The 17,615-nt window shown below is 33.7% G+C and carries 13 protein-coding genes and 1 riboswitch; all 13 genes read left to right on the top strand.

Going from position 1 to position 17,615, the window contains the following annotated elements; all coding sequences use genetic code 11:
• Window positions 1–204 precede the first annotated feature (204 nt).
• The 13 genes from E9099_RS04010 (at window position 205) to cysD (ending at window position 17,495) form a co-directional block, all read left to right on the top strand.
• A complete protein-coding gene (locus tag E9099_RS04010; RefSeq protein ID WP_136582428.1) occupies window positions 205–2,784 on the top strand; it encodes a phosphoenolpyruvate carboxylase in 2,580 nt (859 codons plus the stop codon).
• Between the two features lie 257 nt (window positions 2,785–3,041).
• A riboswitch (SAM riboswitch) is annotated at window positions 3,042–3,164 on the top strand.
• Window positions 3,165–3,281: 117 nt separating this feature from the next.
• Window positions 3,282–4,574: an O-acetylhomoserine aminocarboxypropyltransferase/cysteine synthase family protein gene (locus E9099_RS04005; protein WP_136582427.1), complete on the top strand. Its 1,293-nt coding sequence runs from the start codon at window positions 3,282–3,284 to the stop codon at window positions 4,572–4,574.
• A 28-nt stretch (window positions 4,575–4,602) separates the two neighbouring features.
• Complete coding sequence (locus E9099_RS04000) at window positions 4,603–5,055, top strand: OsmC family protein (RefSeq protein WP_055447995.1); 453 nt, start codon at window positions 4,603–4,605, stop codon at window positions 5,053–5,055.
• Window positions 5,055–8,450, top strand: a complete 3,396-nt coding sequence (gene thrA, locus E9099_RS03995) for a bifunctional aspartate kinase/homoserine dehydrogenase I (RefSeq protein ID WP_136582426.1) — start codon at window positions 5,055–5,057, stop codon at window positions 8,448–8,450. The genes E9099_RS04000 and thrA overlap by 1 nt, the downstream gene beginning before the upstream one ends.
• A 59-nt stretch (window positions 8,451–8,509) precedes the next feature.
• Window positions 8,510–9,679, top strand: coding sequence for a trans-sulfuration enzyme family protein (locus tag E9099_RS03990; protein ID WP_136582425.1), 1,170 nt, complete (start codon window positions 8,510–8,512; stop codon window positions 9,677–9,679).
• 17 nt (window positions 9,680–9,696) lie between these two features.
• Window positions 9,697–9,987 carry a rhodanese-like domain-containing protein gene (locus tag E9099_RS03985; protein WP_136582424.1) on the top strand — a complete coding sequence of 97 codons (291 nt, stop codon included), beginning with the start codon at window positions 9,697–9,699 and terminating at the stop codon, window positions 9,985–9,987.
• A 194-nt stretch (window positions 9,988–10,181) separates the two neighbouring features.
• Window positions 10,182–11,195, top strand: a complete 1,014-nt coding sequence (locus E9099_RS03980) for a homocysteine S-methyltransferase family protein (RefSeq protein ID WP_136582423.1) — start codon at window positions 10,182–10,184, stop codon at window positions 11,193–11,195.
• A 15-nt stretch (window positions 11,196–11,210) separates the two neighbouring features.
• Complete coding sequence (metH, locus tag E9099_RS03975; RefSeq protein ID WP_136582422.1) at window positions 11,211–13,883, top strand: methionine synthase; 2,673 nt, start codon at window positions 11,211–11,213, stop codon at window positions 13,881–13,883.
• A 314-nt stretch (window positions 13,884–14,197) separates the two neighbouring features.
• Entirely contained in the window at window positions 14,198–15,154 is a 957-nt protein-coding gene (gene metF / locus E9099_RS03970) for a methylenetetrahydrofolate reductase [NAD(P)H] (protein ID WP_136582421.1), read from the top strand.
• 25 nt (window positions 15,155–15,179) lie between these two features.
• Window positions 15,180–15,590: an RrF2 family transcriptional regulator gene (locus E9099_RS03965; protein WP_136582420.1), complete on the top strand. Its 411-nt coding sequence runs from the start codon at window positions 15,180–15,182 to the stop codon at window positions 15,588–15,590.
• Between the two features lie 126 nt (window positions 15,591–15,716).
• Window positions 15,717–15,968 (top strand): DUF2061 domain-containing protein, encoded by a 252-nt coding sequence (locus E9099_RS03960; RefSeq protein ID WP_136582419.1) that lies wholly within the window; start codon window positions 15,717–15,719, stop codon window positions 15,966–15,968.
• Window positions 15,968–16,582, top strand: a complete 615-nt coding sequence (locus E9099_RS03955; protein ID WP_136582418.1) for a phosphoadenosine phosphosulfate reductase family protein — start codon at window positions 15,968–15,970, stop codon at window positions 16,580–16,582. Before E9099_RS03960 ends, E9099_RS03955 begins: the two co-directional genes overlap by 1 nt.
• A gap of 10 nt (window positions 16,583–16,592) precedes the next feature.
• Complete coding sequence (gene cysD, locus E9099_RS03950) at window positions 16,593–17,495, top strand: sulfate adenylyltransferase subunit CysD (protein ID WP_136582417.1); 903 nt, start codon at window positions 16,593–16,595, stop codon at window positions 17,493–17,495.
• Window positions 17,496–17,615: the final 120 nt, after the last annotated feature.

The raw sequence follows: 17,615 nt of genomic DNA, 5'->3' as shown, positions 1-17,615 counted from the left end.
TAAGGGTACTTAGAGTTAAAAATAGTTAATTGATTAATTTGAATCAATATTCAAGAATGAGTAAAAGTCAGTAATGTAGTTTTAAATTATGTATTTCTTATTAAGAAAACGATTTAGTATGATAATTTGTAAAATCTTGGCTTTTAAGATTGTCTTAAGCGATTGTTACTTAACTTTATAAATTAAATAAACTAAACGAAAGTCATGTCTTTACAACCTAAATTAACACGTTTTAATCAAAATGTATTGTCAAAATATCAAATATATAATGGTATTTTTATGACACTGCCTTTCGATACTATTACAAAAACAGGCGTATTACTTCCTTTGTTTCATGAAACCTGTAAAAACGGATTTGACAGTGGAGATAATCCTACCGTGATTGTCGATACTTTTTTTAAAAAATATCAGGCAAGACGTTCTGACAAAAGTAAAATAGATTTATTATTTCGTTTTATTCAATATATAGAACGCCAAGTTGTATTATTTGACGCTATAGAGGATGCTGCATTTCCTGTTGTTAATAATATGGATGGGATTGGTACGCTTCGTAGTTTAAAAGAGAGCGCTGCTGCGGAAGGCAAACTGGATAAGTTACGTGAGTATTTAGAAGATTTTAAAGTTAGGATTGTGCTAACGGCCCATCCAACACAATTTTATCCTGGAGCAGTTTTAGGAATCATTACAGATTTAACGGATGCGGTAAAACAAAACGATTTATTAAGAATCAACGATTTACTGGCTCAATTAGGGAAAACACCATTTTTCAAGCATGAAAAACCAACACCTTATGATGAAGCGGTTAGTTTAATATGGTATTTAGAAAATGTATTTTATGAATCCTTCGGAACAATTTATGACTACATCCAACAAAATATTTTTGATGGTCAACATATAGATAACGAAATTATTAATATTGGATTCTGGCCAGGAGGAGATAGAGATGGTAATCCATTTGTAACACCAGAAATTACAGTGAAAGTAGCCAAAAGGTTGCACGAAACTATTATAAAAAATTACCATAAAGATATTAGAAAGTTAAAACGTAAACTAACTTTTCAAGGGGTAGAAGCACGTGTTTCTAAAATAGAAAGCGAATTATACAAAAAGATTCTTAACGAAAAATCTAGTATTACTTTAGAAGGTTTTGTTTCAGAATTAAAAGACATTAGACAAATTATAATTGATAAGCATCAATCTTTATATGTTACGGAGATTACAAGTTTGCTTAATAAATTACATCTGTTTGGATTTCATTTTTCAAGTTTAGACATACGTCAGGATAGTAGAGTGCATCACTCAATATTTACAACGATGGTGGATGCTATGATAGAAAATGGAAGCAAAGATATACCAAGTAATTATCATGATTTACCAGAAAAGGAGCAAGTAAAACTATTGTCAGAGGTAAAAGGAACCGTTGATTTATCTTTAATTAAAGACGAAGAAACACTCAAAGCGCTTAATACGATAAAAGCATTAAAGTCTATTCAGCAGACCAACGGAGAGTTGGCCGCCAACCGTTATATTATAAGTAATAATCAAACCACTTTACACGTCATGCAATTATTTGCTATGCTTAAATTGGTTGCTTTTCAGGATAATTTAACTGTGGATGTAGGACCGCTTTTTGAAACTATTACGGATTTAGAAAATGCACATTTAGTAATGGAAGAGTTGTATACTAACCCTGCTTATGCTAAACATTTAAAAGCTAGAGGAAATAAGCAAACGATCATGTTAGGGTTTAGTGATGGGACAAAAGATGGGGGGTATTTAATGGCTAATTGGGCTATTTATAAAGCAAAAGAGCGTTTAACAGCTATTTCTAGAAAATATGATGTTACTGTGATATTTTTTGATGGGCGTGGTGGGCCACCTGCACGTGGAGGTGGAAAAACACATAATTTTTATGCGTCTTTAGGGCCAACAATAGAGGATAAAGAAGTACAGTTAACGATCCAAGGACAAACGATTAGTTCTAATTTTGGTACGTTAGATTCGTCACAATATAACTTAGAGCAGTTAATTAGTTCTGGGATTTATAATAGTTTAAGTGATACAGATTTACGTATGGTACCGGAAAATAGAGTGGTTATGGATAATCTTGCAAAGCTTAGTTATGAGGCTTATGTCGATTTTAAAAACCACCCCAAGTTTATATCGTACTTAGAACATATGAGTACCTTAAAATATTATGCAAAAACTAATATTGGAAGTCGACCATCAAAACGAGGGAAGGCTGAAGGGTTAGTGTTTGAAGATTTAAGAGCGATACCATTTGTTGGATCTTGGAGTCAGTTAAAACAGAATGTCCCAGGATTTTTTGGTGTGGGTACAGCGTTAAAACATTATGAGGATGCTGGCGAATTTGAAAAAGCACAAAAATTATTTCAGACGTCCAGTTTCTTTAAAACATTAATAGAAAACAGTATGATGTCTTTGTCAAAATCATTTTTTGACTTGACAAAGTATATGAGTGAAGATCCTGAATATGGCGCCTTTTGGAATGTGATTTATACGGAGTATAAAACAACAAAACGTCTAATTTTAAAACTTACTGGTTATACGGAACTGATGGAGGAAGAACCTTCAGGAAAAGCATCTATAAAAGTTAGAGAGTCTATTGTATTGCCATTATTAACCATCCAACAATTCGCTTTAAAGCAAATTCAAGAATTGGAAAAAGCGGAGGATAAGGATACAGAACTAATTGCTGTTTATGAAAAGTTAGTGACACGTTCGTTATTTGGAAATATTAACGCCAGTCGTAATTCAGCCTAAACTCTCGAATAAAGGTTTTGATTGTATATAAAAAAGCAAGTTTGAAATTATCAAACTTGCTTTTTCTTGTTTTAGCCGAATATATTTTTGTTTAATTCGTGTTTAGTAGAATTATATTCTGTTTTATTGATTATTATGTATTTTATTAGAAAATTATTCCGTTTTACTTGTTTGGGAACAATAAATTTTGCAATATTTGCCTATACAAAGTTCAATATCTTACTGAAAAGGAAATTTTTAATTTAAAAGTTTCCGTAATGTTATCAAGAAAGGCGGAGGGATAGACCCATCGAAGCCTTAGCAACCCTTAGACTTACTAAGAAGGTGCTAAATTCTACTTAATAGTCGATTCATTAATCGCTCTATTGGATAGATAACTAAAAACTAATTACTCATTTGTAATTGGCATATTTCTTTTTAACATTTTTCTATTAAGTACGCTTCTAACGAGGCTTATTTGACTTTTGGTTTAATTTATTAATTCAAAAACTAGAAAAATGAGTACACAAAAATTCGCAACACAAGCGTTGCACGCGGGACATGACACAAGTAAAACAGGAGGAACAAGAGCGGTTCCTATTTATCAAACATCATCTTATGTTTTTGATGATTCAGATGACGCCGCAGGACGATTTAATCTCTCTGTTCCAGGCTTTATTTACACGCGTTTAAACAATCCAACAAACGATATTTTAGAACAGCGTATCGCAGCACTAGAAGGTGGTATTGCGGCAGTTGCAACAGCATCTGGTACAGCAGCAATTTCTACAACATTATTAACCTTGTTAAAAGCAGGCGACCATATTGTGGCATCCAGTAGTTTGTATGGCGGAACGTATAATTTATTAAGTGTAACGCTACCAAGACATGGTATTACTACTACATTTGTAGATCCTTCAGATCCAGAAAATTTTAGCAAAGCAGCACAAGAAAATACAAGAGCAATTTTTGTAGAGTCTTTAGGGAATCCAAAATTGGACGTGTTAGATTTAGAGGCTATTTCTAAAGAAGCAAAAGCTGTAAAAGTGCCATTAATTGTAGATAATACTGTGGCAACGCCTTATTTGTTAAACCCAATTGCGCATGGAGCAAACATTGTAATTCATTCTTTAACCAAATATATTAATGGTAATGGAACATCGCTTGGTGGTATCATTATAGATGCAGGAACATTTGATTGGACTAATGGGAAATTCCCTGAGTTTACAGAACCATCTGCTGGTTACCATGGTTTAGTTTATAGTGAAGCTATTGGTGCAGCTGCATTTATTGCTAAAGTTAGAATTGAAGGTTTAAGGGATTATGGTGGGGCATTAAGTCCGTTTAACGCTTTTCAAATCATTCAAGGATTAGAAACATTGGAATTAAGAATTTTAAAGCACTCTCAAAATGCTTTAGAACTAGCAAAATGGTTACAAGAACAACCAGAAGTAACTTGGGTGAATTATCCAGGATTACAGACTAGTAAATATAATAGTTTAGCTAAAAAGTACTTGCCAAAAGGACAAAGTGGTGTGGTTACTTTTGGAGTTGATGGTGGTTTTGAATCAGCTAAAAAAATAGCAGACACCACAAAATTATTCTCGTTATTGGCCAATATTGGTGATACAAAATCATTAATCATTCATCCGGCAAGTACTACGCATCAACAATTAAGTGATGAGGCGCAACAATTAACAGGAGTGACTAAGGATTTAATAAGACTATCCGTAGGAATCGAAAATATAGAAGATTTAAAAGCCGATTTAAAAGAAGCTTTTGCAGTCGTTAAAAAAACAGTTTTAGCTTAAGACGTTACTTAATTAAAATTCGGAAAAGATGAGTGATTTAAAATTTTCAGTAGCAGGAGTAAGCACATCTGCGACGCAATTTGTTGGAAAAGCAAGGCAGTTTAAATTAGTAATAGATGAGCCCGAAGCTTTAAATGGTGCAGACGAAGGCGCTAACCCAGTAGAATATATTCTCGCTGGATTTGCTGGCTGTGTTAACGTTGTTGGTCATTTAGTGGCGAAAGAACTTGGTTTTAAAATTGATAAATTGAACATAGAAGTGTCAGGAGATATTAACCCAGGTAAGTTTCTAGGGACATCAAATAATGAGCGTGCAGGTTTTAAAAATATAGAATTAAAACTAGTGCCAGAAACTACTGCAAGCATTGAAACATTAGTTAAATGGTTAGAAATTGTTGAAGCACGATGTCCAGTTAGAGATAATTTATCTAATAATACACCAGTAAAAATCTCAGTACAAAAAGAATACAATCTTAATTAATGACAGATTTACAATACATAGACAGTATCGATTATGTTACTCTAAGTGGTAAGGCAACTAAAATAAAGTTGTCTTATCAAGTGTTTGGTAAAGCATTACATACAGCTCCAATTGTATTGGTAAATCATGCGCTAACGGGTAATAGTAATGTTGCAGGAGAAGATGGTTGGTGGTCAGATTTGGTTGGCGATAATAAAGTTATCGACACTAAACAATATACTGTTTTAGCGTTTAATATTCCAGGAAACGGATATGATGGTTTTTTAATTGAAAATTATAAAGATTTTATTGCTAGAGATATAGCAAAACTATTTTTAATAGGATTAGAAAAACTAAACATCAACTCGGTTTACGCTATGGTTGGTGGCTCTCTTGGAGGCGGAATTGCATGGGAAATGGTCGTTTTAAAACCCAATTTAGCAACCCACTTTATTCCTGTAGCAACAGATTGGAAAGCAACAGATTGGTTAATGGCTAATTGTCAAATACAAGAACAGTTTTTGGTCAATTCTAAAAACCCAGTACATGACGCTCGCATGCATGCTATGTTATGCTATCGTACACCGGAGTCTTTTAAATCAAGGTTTCAACGTTCTAAAAACGAAGACTTAAATCTGTTTAATGTCGAAAGTTGGTTGCTGCATCATGGTAATAAATTGCAAGAGCGTTTTCAGCTGTCGGCTTACAAGTTAATGAATCAATTATTACGCACAATTGATGTTACTAAAGGTCGGGAGCCAAATACAAATGTGTTAGATGTTATTCAATCTGAAACTACAATTGTTGCAGTAGATTCTGATTTGTTTTTTACTGCTGAAGAAAACAGAGAAACACAAAAACAGTTAGCGTTAACGCATTCAAATGTGACTTACAATGAAATTAATTCCATTCATGGTCATGATGCTTTTTTAATTGAGTTCGAGCAACTCGAAAACATAATTAAAGGCATTTTTAAACCTGCATTAAAAGAAAAGAAAATGAAGATATTAAAATTCGGAGGAAAATCTCTAGCCAATGGTGAAGGTTTAAATCGCGTTATTTCTATTATTGAAAATAAAATTAAAGCCGAAGAAAATATAGCTGTTGTTGTTTCTGCAAGAGGAAAAGCTACAGATCAACTAGAAAGTATACTTGAAAAAGCTGTAAAAGATGAGGCTTATGCTACAGATTTTGATGCTTTTAAAAAGGATCAAAAAGGAACGATTGTAGTAGATTTTGAAACAGAATTTTTAAGATTAGAAAGTTTGTTTGCAGGTGTGCAATTGTTAGGGGATTATAGCCCGAAAATTAAAGATGAAGTTTTAGCGCAAGGCGAATTGATTTCAGCTAAATTAATTACAGCATTATTAGTGGATAAGAATATTAATGCAAAAGTGGCAGATGCTAGAACGTTTATAAAAACAGACGATACCTTTGGTAATGCAAAACCAATAGATGCGCTGTCTAAGAAAAATGTAGTTGCTTATTTTAAACAAAATAATGGCACTACAGTAAATATTGTAACTGGTTTTATAGCGTCTAATAGAGATAATAAAACAACAACTTTAGGTCGTAATGGTAGTAATTACACTGCTGCATTATTGGCTAATTATCTTGATGCTGAAGAGTTGCAAAACTATACGCATGTTAATGGTATTTATACCGCTAATCCAGATTTGGTAGCAGATGCTAGAAAAATTGAAAGACTGTCTTTTACAGAGGCAAACGAGTTGGCCAATTTTGGGACGACCATTTTACACGCAAAAACTATTATTCCTTTAATAGAAAAAAATATTCCATTACGTATTTTAAACACATTCAATCCGGAAGATAAAGGCACAATAATAACGGCTCAAAATAAAGATAAAGGTATCCGTTCGTTATCTGTTTTAGATAATGTGGCTTTAGTAAATATCGAAGGTCGTGGTTTATTAGGTAAAGTAGGTGTAGATGCTAGGATTTTTACTGCTTTAAGTAAAGAGAATATAAGCGTTAGTATTATTTCTCAAGGCTCGTCAGAGCGTGGCATTGGTTTGGTCATTGAAGCCGAACACGCAAATAGAGCCGTTATTGTTTTGGAACAAGAGTTCGAGAATGATTTCTATTCGCAAGACATTAATAAAATTAGTGTTATAGACGATGTGTCTGTCATTTCAATTATTGGTCAAGAGCTAAGCACGTTTCACAAACCATTTAATACCTTAATTAAAAACCAGATTATTCCTATCCTTTTCAATAACACAATTACTGGCGAAAATGTGAGTATTGTGGTTAGAAAAAAGGAACTTCATAAAGCCTTGAATGTTATTCATGGAGAGATCTTCGGAATCTCAAAAAAGATAAATCTAGCCATTTTTGGACATGGTTTAGTTGGTGGAGCTTTAGTGAATCAAATTATTGCTTCAGCTAAAGATATCGAAAAACGTAAAGGGATTAAGCTTAATATTTTTGCGATTGCCAATTCCCAAAAGGCATTATTTAGCAAAAACGGAATCGATAAAAACTGGAAAAACACATTAGAAACTAACGGTGAAAATTATAAGATTGAAGATGTCTTTCAGTTTGCAAAAGACAATCATTTAGAAAACTTAATAGCTATAGATAATACGTCAAGTTTAGAATTTGTATCTAATTATATTAAGTTGGTAGAGCAAGGTTTCGATTTAGTTTCGTCTAATAAAATAGCCAATACTATAGATTTAGAATTTTATAACCAATTACGTAATACTTTAGAGAAACATCAAAAAAGTTATTTATACGAAACTAATGTTGGTGCAGGTTTGCCGCTAATAGATACTATTAAATTGTTGCACCTTTCGGGTGAAAATATTGTGCGTATTCGTGGTGTGTTTTCTGGATCGTTAAGTTATTTGTTTAATACATTTTCTTCGCAAGACACCTCGTTTGCAACCGTATTACAGCAAGCTCTGGATAAAGGGTTTACAGAACCAAATCCAAGAGAAGATTTAAGCGGAAACGATGTCGCAAGAAAACTATTAATCTTAGCGAGAGAATTAGATTTACATAATGAAATTAGCGATGTAACTATCGAAAACCTAATTCCAGAACCGCTTAGAGAAATTGAAACGGCTCAGTTTTTAGATAGTTTAGATGAAATGAATACTGTTTTTCAAAAGATAAAAGAAGCACAAAAAGAAGGTCACGTATTAAGATATATTGGCGATTTACACGGTGATTTATCGCAAGAAAATGGAGCGCAATTAGATGTTAAACTGGAGTCTGTGCCTAGTCAATCGCCTTTAGGAGCATTACAAGGGGCCGATTCTATTTTCGAAATATACACAGAAAGTTATGGCGAAAAACCCATTGTTATTCAAGGTGCAGGAGCAGGAGCATCAGTAACAGCAAGAGGTGTTTTTGGAGATATTTTAAGACTAACAGAAAAAAATAATTAAATAAATGTCACGCTGAGCGCAGTCGAAGTGCTTTAATAGTTGATTTTAAAAACAAATTAATGGATTCTAATAATTTTGAAACCCAGGCCATAAGAACACAAACAGAGCGTTCTCAGTATTTAGAGCATTCTACACCTTTGTACTTAACATCTAGTTATGTATTTGAAGATGCCGAAGATATGCGAGCCTCTTTTGCAGATGAGAAAGAGCGTAATATTTACAGTCGCTATTCTAATCCAAACACATCAGAGTTTATAGATAAAATCTGTAAAATGGAAGGTGCAGAAAGTGGTTATTCTTTTGCTTCGGGTATGTCTGCTATATTTTCAACATTTGCAGCTTTATTAGATGTAGGCGATCATATTATTTCATGTAACAGTGTGTTTGGTTCTACACAAACCATGTTTAAAAATATTTTACCAAAGTGGAATATTTCTACCAGTTATTTTAAAATAAATGAACTTGATAAAATTGAAAGCTTAATTCAACCAAGTACTAAGGTTATTTATGCAGAAAGCCCAACAAATCCAGCAGTAGATATTTTGGATTTAGAAGCTTTAGGTCGCATTGCTAAAAAGCATGATCTTATTTTAATTATCGATAATTGTTTTGCAACACCTTATTTACAACAACCTATACAATTTGGAGCAGATTTGGTAATCCATTCGGCAACAAAGTTAATAGATGGTCAAGGTCGTGTACTTGGTGGTGTTACAATTGGTAGAGCAGATTTAGTTAAGAAAGTCTATTTATTTTCAAGAAATACAGGTCCAGCATTGTCACCTTTTAATGCTTGGGTATTGTCTAAAAGTTTAGAGACTTTAGCGGTTAGATTAGATAGACATTGTGAAAACGCATTAAAAATAGCAACATTTTTAGAAGGACATGATAAAGTAAATGTTGTAAAATATCCTTTTTTAAAATCGCATCCACAGTACGAATTGGCTAAAAAACAAATGAAAGCTGGTGGTAATATTGTTGCTTTTGAAGTTAAAGGTGGTATTGAAGCAGGACGACAGTTTTTAAATAACATTAAGCTACTATCGTTATCTGCAAACCTTGGTGATACTAGAAGTATTGTCACGCATCCAGCATCAACAACACATGCAAAATTAACTGAAGAAGAAAGATTGTTAACGGGTATTACTGGCGGTTTAGTACGTGTTTCGGTAGGATTAGAGCATCCCGATGATATTATCAAAGATTTAAATCAAGCGTTAGCGCAATAAAAAATAAAACACAAGTTATGAGTAATAATTCAGAATTTAAAAACATTCAAGAGTATCTAGATAAAGGTGCTGTAATATTAGACGTTAGAACGGAAGGTGAGTATAATGAAGGTCATGTAGATAATTCATTACATATCGTTTTAGATGAATTGGAATATGAAATAGACCAACTAAAAGCGCTTGATAAGCCAATAATAACATGTTGTAGAAGTGGAGCAAGAAGCGAAAGAGCAAAAGAACTTTTAGAAGACAATGGCTTAGATGTCATTAATGGAGGACCATGGGAAAATGTAGAATCTTATTTGTAAAATAATAAAATATTTACATCGATTTGTCATTCCTGCGCAGGCAGTAATCTAGTATAAAGATTGAAGTAAAAGACAAGAGTAAATAAGTAACGTCAGTTCGAGTGATTTTATGACGAAGGAATGAAATAGTATCGAGAACAAATAATAATAGTACTTAAGGTTTTCTTAGGTGTAGTTGAAATATAGTATTAAGGATGGCAAATATTAGAGAAGAATTAAAAAAACGAATTTTAGTGTTGGATGGTGCTATGGGTACCATGTTACAGGCTTATAAATTTTCTGAAGACGATTTTAGAGGCGAACGTTTTAAAGATTATGCATCGCCATTACAAGGAAATAACGATTTGTTATCCATCACGCAGCCAGAAGCTATAAAAACCATTCATGGTAAATATTTTGAAGCTGGTGCCGATATTATAGAAACCAATACCTTTTCTGGGACTACTATTGCAATGGCAGATTATCAAATGGAAGATTTGGTGTACGAGCTAAATTACCAATCGGCTAAAATAGCTAAAGAAGTGGCCGATGAGTTTACTGCAAAAGAACCGCATAAACCACGCTTTGTGGCAGGTTCAATTGGGCCTACAAATCGTACGGCTAGCATGTCTCCAGATGTAAACGATCCTGGTTATAGGGCAGTAACTTTCGATGAGTTGCGTATAGCTTACAAGCGACAAGTAGAAGCGTTAATAGATGGTGGAGCAGATTTGTTATTGGTAGAAACGGTTTTCGATACCTTAAATGCAAAAGCAGCTTTATTTGCTATTGAAGAAGTTAAAGACGAAAGAAATATAGAGGTTCCTATTATGTTAAGTGGTACCATTACAGATGCTTCAGGTAGAACATTGTCTGGACAAACAGCAGAGGCTTTTTTAATTTCTATATCGCATATTCCATTATTATCTGTAGGTTTTAATTGTGCTTTAGGTGCTAATTTATTACAACCACATTTAGAGGCTATTGCTAGTAAAACGGACTTTGCTATTTCGGCACATCCAAATGCAGGATTGCCAAATGCTTTTGGAGAATACGATGAAACTCCAGAAGAAATGGGAGAACAAATAGAAGAATATTTAAAAAAGGATTTGATAAATATTATTGGAGGTTGTTGTGGTACAAGTCCAGAACATATAAAAGTGATAGCTTCTATTGCAGCAAAATATAGTCCGCGTCGTCATTCTGAACTTGTTTCAGAATCTCACTAAAACAACAGAATGAAGATGAAAATTAAACAAACAAAGTACATGAAATTGTCTGGTTTAGAGCCTTTGGTTTTAAGCGAAAACATGAACTTTATAAATATTGGTGAACGTACAAATGTAGCAGGTTCGCGTAAGTTTTTACGATTAATAAAAAACGAAGAGTTTGACGAAGCACTAGATGTTGCACGTCACCAAGTAGATGGAGGCGCACAAATTATCGACATTAATATGGACGATGGTTTAATAGATGGTGTAAAATCCATGGTTCGTTTTTTAAATCTTATTGCAGCAGAGCCAGATATCTGTCGAGTGCCTATTATGATTGACAGTTCTAAATGGGAAATCATAGAGGAAGGTTTAAAAGTTGTACAAGGTAAGTGTGTCGTAAACTCTATTTCTTTAAAAGAAGGCGAAGAAAATTTTATCTGGCAAGCCAAACAGATTAAGCGTTATGGAGCAGCCGTTATTGTTATGGCTTTTGATGAGGTTGGGCAAGCAGATAATTACGACAGGCGAATAGAAATTGCACAACGTTCTTACGATGTTTTAGTAAATAAAGTGGGCTTTCCTTCGGAAGACATCATTTTCGATTTAAATATATTTCCTGTAGCAACAGGAATGGATGAACACCGTAGAAATGCTATCGATTTTATTGAAGCAACACGATGGGTAAGAGAAAACTTAATAAATGCAAGTGTAAGTGGTGGAGTAAGTAATGTCTCTTTTTCTTTTAGAGGAAATGATGGTGTTCGCGAAGCCATGCACTCGGTGTTTTTATATTATGCTATTCAAGCAGGTATGAATATGGGAATTGTAAATCCAGCCTTATTGGAGATTTACGATGATATTCCTAAGGATTTATTAGAACATGTAGAAGATGTTATTTTAGATAGACGCGACGATGCTACCGAACGTTTATTAGATTTTGCAGACACTGTAAAAGGATCTAAAAAAGAAAAAGTAGCTGATTTATCTTGGAGAGAAAATCCATTACAAGATAGAATTACACACGCTTTAGTAAAAGGTATTGATGCTTTTATTATTGAAGATGTAGAGATAGCAAGACAAGAAACTGCTAAACCTATTGAAGTTATAGAAGGTAACTTAATGGTTGGTATGAATGTGGTTGGAGATTTATTTGGTGCAGGGAAAATGTTTTTACCACAAGTGGTGAAATCTGCTCGTGTCATGAAAAAAGCAGTATCCTACTTAAATCCGTTTATTGAAGCCGAAAAAGGTGAAAAACAAAAAGCTTTAGGTAAGGTGTTAATGGCAACTGTAAAAGGCGATGTGCACGATATTGGTAAAAATATTGTGAGTGTTGTTTTGGGTTGTAATAATTATGAAATTGTAGATTTAGGTGTTATGGTGTCGCCAGAAAAAATAATAGCAGCTGCTATTGAAGAAAATGTAGACATTATTGGTTTGAGTGGTTTAATTACACCGTCGTTAGACGAAATGGTGTATTTGGCTAAAGAAATGGAACGCCAGAATTTTGTTGTTCCGTTGTTAATTGGAGGTGCAACAACCTCTAAAGCGCATACCGCTGTAAAGATTGATACGCAATATAAAAATGCAGTTGTACATGTTAATGATGCCTCTAGGGCAGTAACTGTTGTTAGTGATTTATTGAATCCTAAAACAAGTAATTTATATGTTGCTAAATTAAAGAAGGATTATGACGAGTTTAGAACCAAGTTTTTAAAACGTGGTAAAGAAAAATCATACATCAGCATTGAAAAAGCAAGGGAAGAGAAGTTTAAAATCGATTGGAATACAAGTCATATTGTAAAGCCAAAAACACTAGGTGTTCAAACGTTAGAGCAGGTTAGCTTAAAAGAAATTCTGCCATTTATAGATTGGAGTCCGTTTTTTAGAAGTTGGGATTTACATGGAAAGTATCCAAACATTTTAACTGATGAGGTTGTTGGCGAGCAAGCCACTATTTTGTTTGAAGACGCTCAAATTATTTTAAAGGAAATTATAAACAAGCAGTTATTAAAACCGAAAGCTATTTTTGGTTTGTTTGAAGCAAATACTATTAATGATGATGATATTTCTATTCAGAAAAAAGGAGAAGAAATAGCTGTTTTTAGAACGCTACGTCAGCAATTAAAAAAACGAGCAGGAAAACCAAGTTTTGCGTTATCAGATTTTATTGCGCCTAAAGAAACTGGAATTACCGATTATATGGGCGCTTTTTGTACTGCTATTTTTGGAGCAGACGAGTTGGCTAAAAAATATAAGGATAAGGAAGATGACTATAATGCCATAATGGTTCAGGCAATTGCAGATAGGTTTGCTGAAGGCTTAGCTGAGTATTTACACAAACAAGTAAGAATAAAACATTGGGCTTATGGTGCAAATGAAGACTTAACAAACGAAGATTTAATTAAGGAAAATTATAAGGGTATTCGTCCAGCACCTGGATACCCAGCGTGCCCAGATCATTTAGAAAAAGAAACGATTTGGGACTTGTTAAAAGTAGAAGAACAAATAGGTGTAACGCTTACCGAAAGTTTAGCCATGTGGCCAGGAGCTGCAGTTTCTGGATATTATTTTGCAAACGAAGAAGCGAAATATTTTGGATTGGGTAAAATTACAGACGATCAAGTAAAAGATTTTGCACTAAGAAAAAATATCACATTAGAAAAAGCAAGAAAATGGTTGCATCCTAATTTAACAGAGTAAATTTCTGAGAAGACAGGAGGCTATTAATAGATGAGAAATATAGTTTTTTAAAGCTGAAAAATGACTGATAAGTGCGTTAGGGATTACGCGTTCATTCTTATTTGATTAAATAAGAATTCGTGATTGCTTCACGGTTGAACGGTGTGTTTGAGTTACTCGAAGAGAGCGAGTAGTGAAAGCCCGACGTTTTGCGATCCTGCAAGGCGAAGTGCCAAACTTGTTTTGGTATCTAAAACCTGGCAGGTATGAGTAAAACGAAACGCCCGGAAAATACATAATAATTTAATAAAACACCCATTGTCACGGGGAGATACATGAAAGTAACAGAACACATCACAAAGGGGGAAGGGAAAACACAATTTTCTTTCGAGATTTTACCACCATTAAAAGGGCAACACATACAGTCGGTTTTTGATAATATTGATCCGTTAATGGAGTTTAAACCTCCATTTATTGATGTGACTTATCATCGGGAGGAGTATGTCTATAAGGATTTGGGTGACGGTTTACTTAAAAAACAAGTGGTCAAAAAGCGTCCTGGAACAGTCGGTATTTGTGCTGCAATTCAGAATAAATATAATGTGGATGCTATTCCACATATTTTGTGTGGTGGTTTTAGTAAAGAAGATACAGAGAATTTTTTAATCGATTTAGATTTTCTAAACATTGAGAACGTGATGGCTTTGCGAGGAGATGCTGTGAAAACAGAAACTTATTTTACACCAGAAAAAGATGGGAATGTTTTTGCTAGTGACTTGGTTAAACAGGTTTCGGAACTTAATCATGCTAAGTATTTAGATGAGGGTTTACTTAATTGTAGCGCTACAGATTTTTGTATCGGTGTGGGTGCCTATCCCGAAAAACATATGGAAGCACCAAGTTTAGATAGTGATATTCATTTTCTTAAAAAGAAGATTAATAATGGAGCCGAATATATCGTGACACAAATGTTTTTTGATAACGAGAAGTATTTTCAGTTTGTTGATAAGTGCAGGGCAGAAGGTATTACAGTGCCTATTATTCCAGGTTTAAAACCTATTTCTACAAGAAAACAACTAAATATTATTCCGCATCGTTTTCATGTCGATTTACCTGAAGCTTTAATTAAGGCTATTATTAAGTGTAAAACGAATGCAGAAGTCAGGCAAGTGGGTGTCGAATGGTGTATACAACAGTCTCAAGAACTTAAAAAATCGGGTCTCCCGTTATTACATTATTATTCTATGGGAAAAAGTGATAATATAAAAGCGATTGCTGAAGCTATTTTTTAGTAAAAAAAACGCTTACTTTTGTAATATGCTTTCTAAAAAAACAAAATACGGAATTAAGGCGCTTACTTTTCTTGCAAAACAAGAGACGCATGTGCCGGTTAGAATTGCTACCATTTCGGAAAGTGAAAATATTTCTTTAAAATTTTTAGAAACTATTTTATTATCGCTTCGTAAAAGTGGTTTTTTAGGCTCCAAGAAAGGTAAAGGCGGTGGATATTATCTACTGAAAGACCCAAAAGCTATTCCGATGACGGAAGTTATGAGAGTCTTGGAAGGGCCAATAGCTATGGTGCCTTGCGTAAGTTTAAACTTTTATGAAAAATGCCAAGACTGTCCAGAGGAAGACGTTTGTGCAGTCAATAAAATTATGCTTAAAGTACGAGATAGTACTTTAGAAATTTTTAGAAACACGACACTTGCGGATTTGTGTAATTAACAGATTCTCAGTAATAACTTTTTATTTTTTCAGAATTCTTATTGATTTATAACATATAATTATATAGATTTGCATCATTACCCTACTAAGTCTATAGGGTATTAGAAATAAAAGTAAAATACTGTTATGGGAAACGTGATAAATTCGCAAGTAAGGTTGGAGAGAGAAGAGGTTTCAACTTCAGAAAATATTAAAAGGAGTTTAGTTAAAACGATAAGTTGGAGAGCAGTTGGTACTATTACAACAGTAGTAATCTCTTATGTAATTACTGGTACAATAGCTTTAGCTTTTTCGATTGGAGGAATAGAATTAGTCTCTAAAATGGTATTATACTTCTTTCATGAACGTGCTTGGGAAAAAATTAAATGGGGAAAATAATGAGCTTAGATTTAGATAAAATTAATAAAGAATTAGAAGGTAAAACACCTCAAGAGATTGTGGAGTGGGCTATTAGTGTAGCAGAATCGCCTGTTGTAACCACTAATTTTAGACCTTATGAAGCGGCTATTTTAAAAATAACAAGTGCAACTAAAAAGGACATAAAAGTGATATGGTGCGATACGGGTTATAATACACCAAATACATATAAACATGCAGAAGAGGTGATTAAAATATTAGGCCTTAATGTTAAATTATATGTTCCAAAACAGACTACAGCACATCGCGATGTTGTTTTAGGAGTGCCAAGTATTGAAGATCCTAAGCACGCTGTGTTTACAGAGCAAGTAAAATTAGAACCTTTTAAGCGTGCTATGGCCGAGCATAAGCCAGACGTTTGGTTTACTAATTTACGTAAAGGTCAAACCGCTTTTAGAGATAGCATAGATATTGTATCTCAGGATAAAAACGGGGTTATAAAAGTAAGCCCATTTTATAATTGGACAGATAAAGAGTTAGATGTCTATTTAGAAGAAAATAATTTGCCTAATGAGTTTAAATACTTTGATCCAACAAAACAATTAGAAAATAGAGAGTGTGGATTACATGCTTAAAAAGATAGAAATGATAGATACTTCAAATATAAATCCGTTAGAAAACGAAGCCATATACATAATGCGAGAAGTCGCTGCCCAGTTTGAAAAGCCTGTGCTTTTGTTTTCGGGTGGTAAAGATTCCATTACATTAGTGCGTTTAGCTCAAAAGGCGTTTTATCCAGCAAAAATTCCGTTTCCATTAATGCATATAGATACAGGTCATAATTTTCCTGAAACTATTGAATTTAGAGACCGGTTAGTAAAAGAATTAGGTTTAGAGCTTATTGTTAGAGATGTTCAAGATTCTATAGATGAAGGTAAAGTAAAAGAAGAATCTGGCCGTTACGCTAGTAGAAACCAATTGCAAACCACAACACTTTTAGATGCTATCGAGGAGTTTAAATTTGATGCTTGTATTGGTGGTGCCCGTCGTGATGAAGAAAAAGCAAGAGCCAAAGAGCGTATATTTTCTGTCAGAGATGATTTTGGACAGTGGGATGAGAAAAACCAAAGACCAGAATTATTTGATATGTTAAATGGTCAAATTGAATTAGGGCAAAACGTACGTGTTTTTCCTATTTCTAATTGGACAGAGTTAGATGTGTGGTCTTATATTCAGAAAGAAAACATTGAGATTCCTTCTATTTATTTTGCACATACAAGAGCTACTTTTTTAAGAGATGGGTTAATCTGGTCAGCAGATGATGCTGTTGTTTATAGAGATGAGGAAGAAGAGGTTGTAGATAGAATTGTTCGTTTTAGAACGGTAGGAGATATGAGTTGTACGGCAGCAGTATTGTCTGAAGCAGCGGATATATCAAGTGTTGTTCAGGAAATTAGAGAATCTTCTATATCAGAACGAGGTGCAAGGATTGATGATAAACGATCTGAAGCAGCAATGGAAAAACGTAAGCAACAAGGTTATTTTTAGAATGTTCTTTAAATAATACAGCGCGTTAGGTTTGTGGTTTTAACCATCAGCAAAAAATTGAATATATAATAGAATTAAAAAATAAGGTTATTTATTAGTAGCTAATCGCTATATAAATGA

Source organism: Psychroserpens sp. NJDZ02 (genome assembly GCF_004843725.1).
Lineage (GTDB): Bacteria > Bacteroidota > Bacteroidia > Flavobacteriales > Flavobacteriaceae > Olleya.
This window is presented reverse-complemented; position numbering and strand designations above follow the sequence as displayed.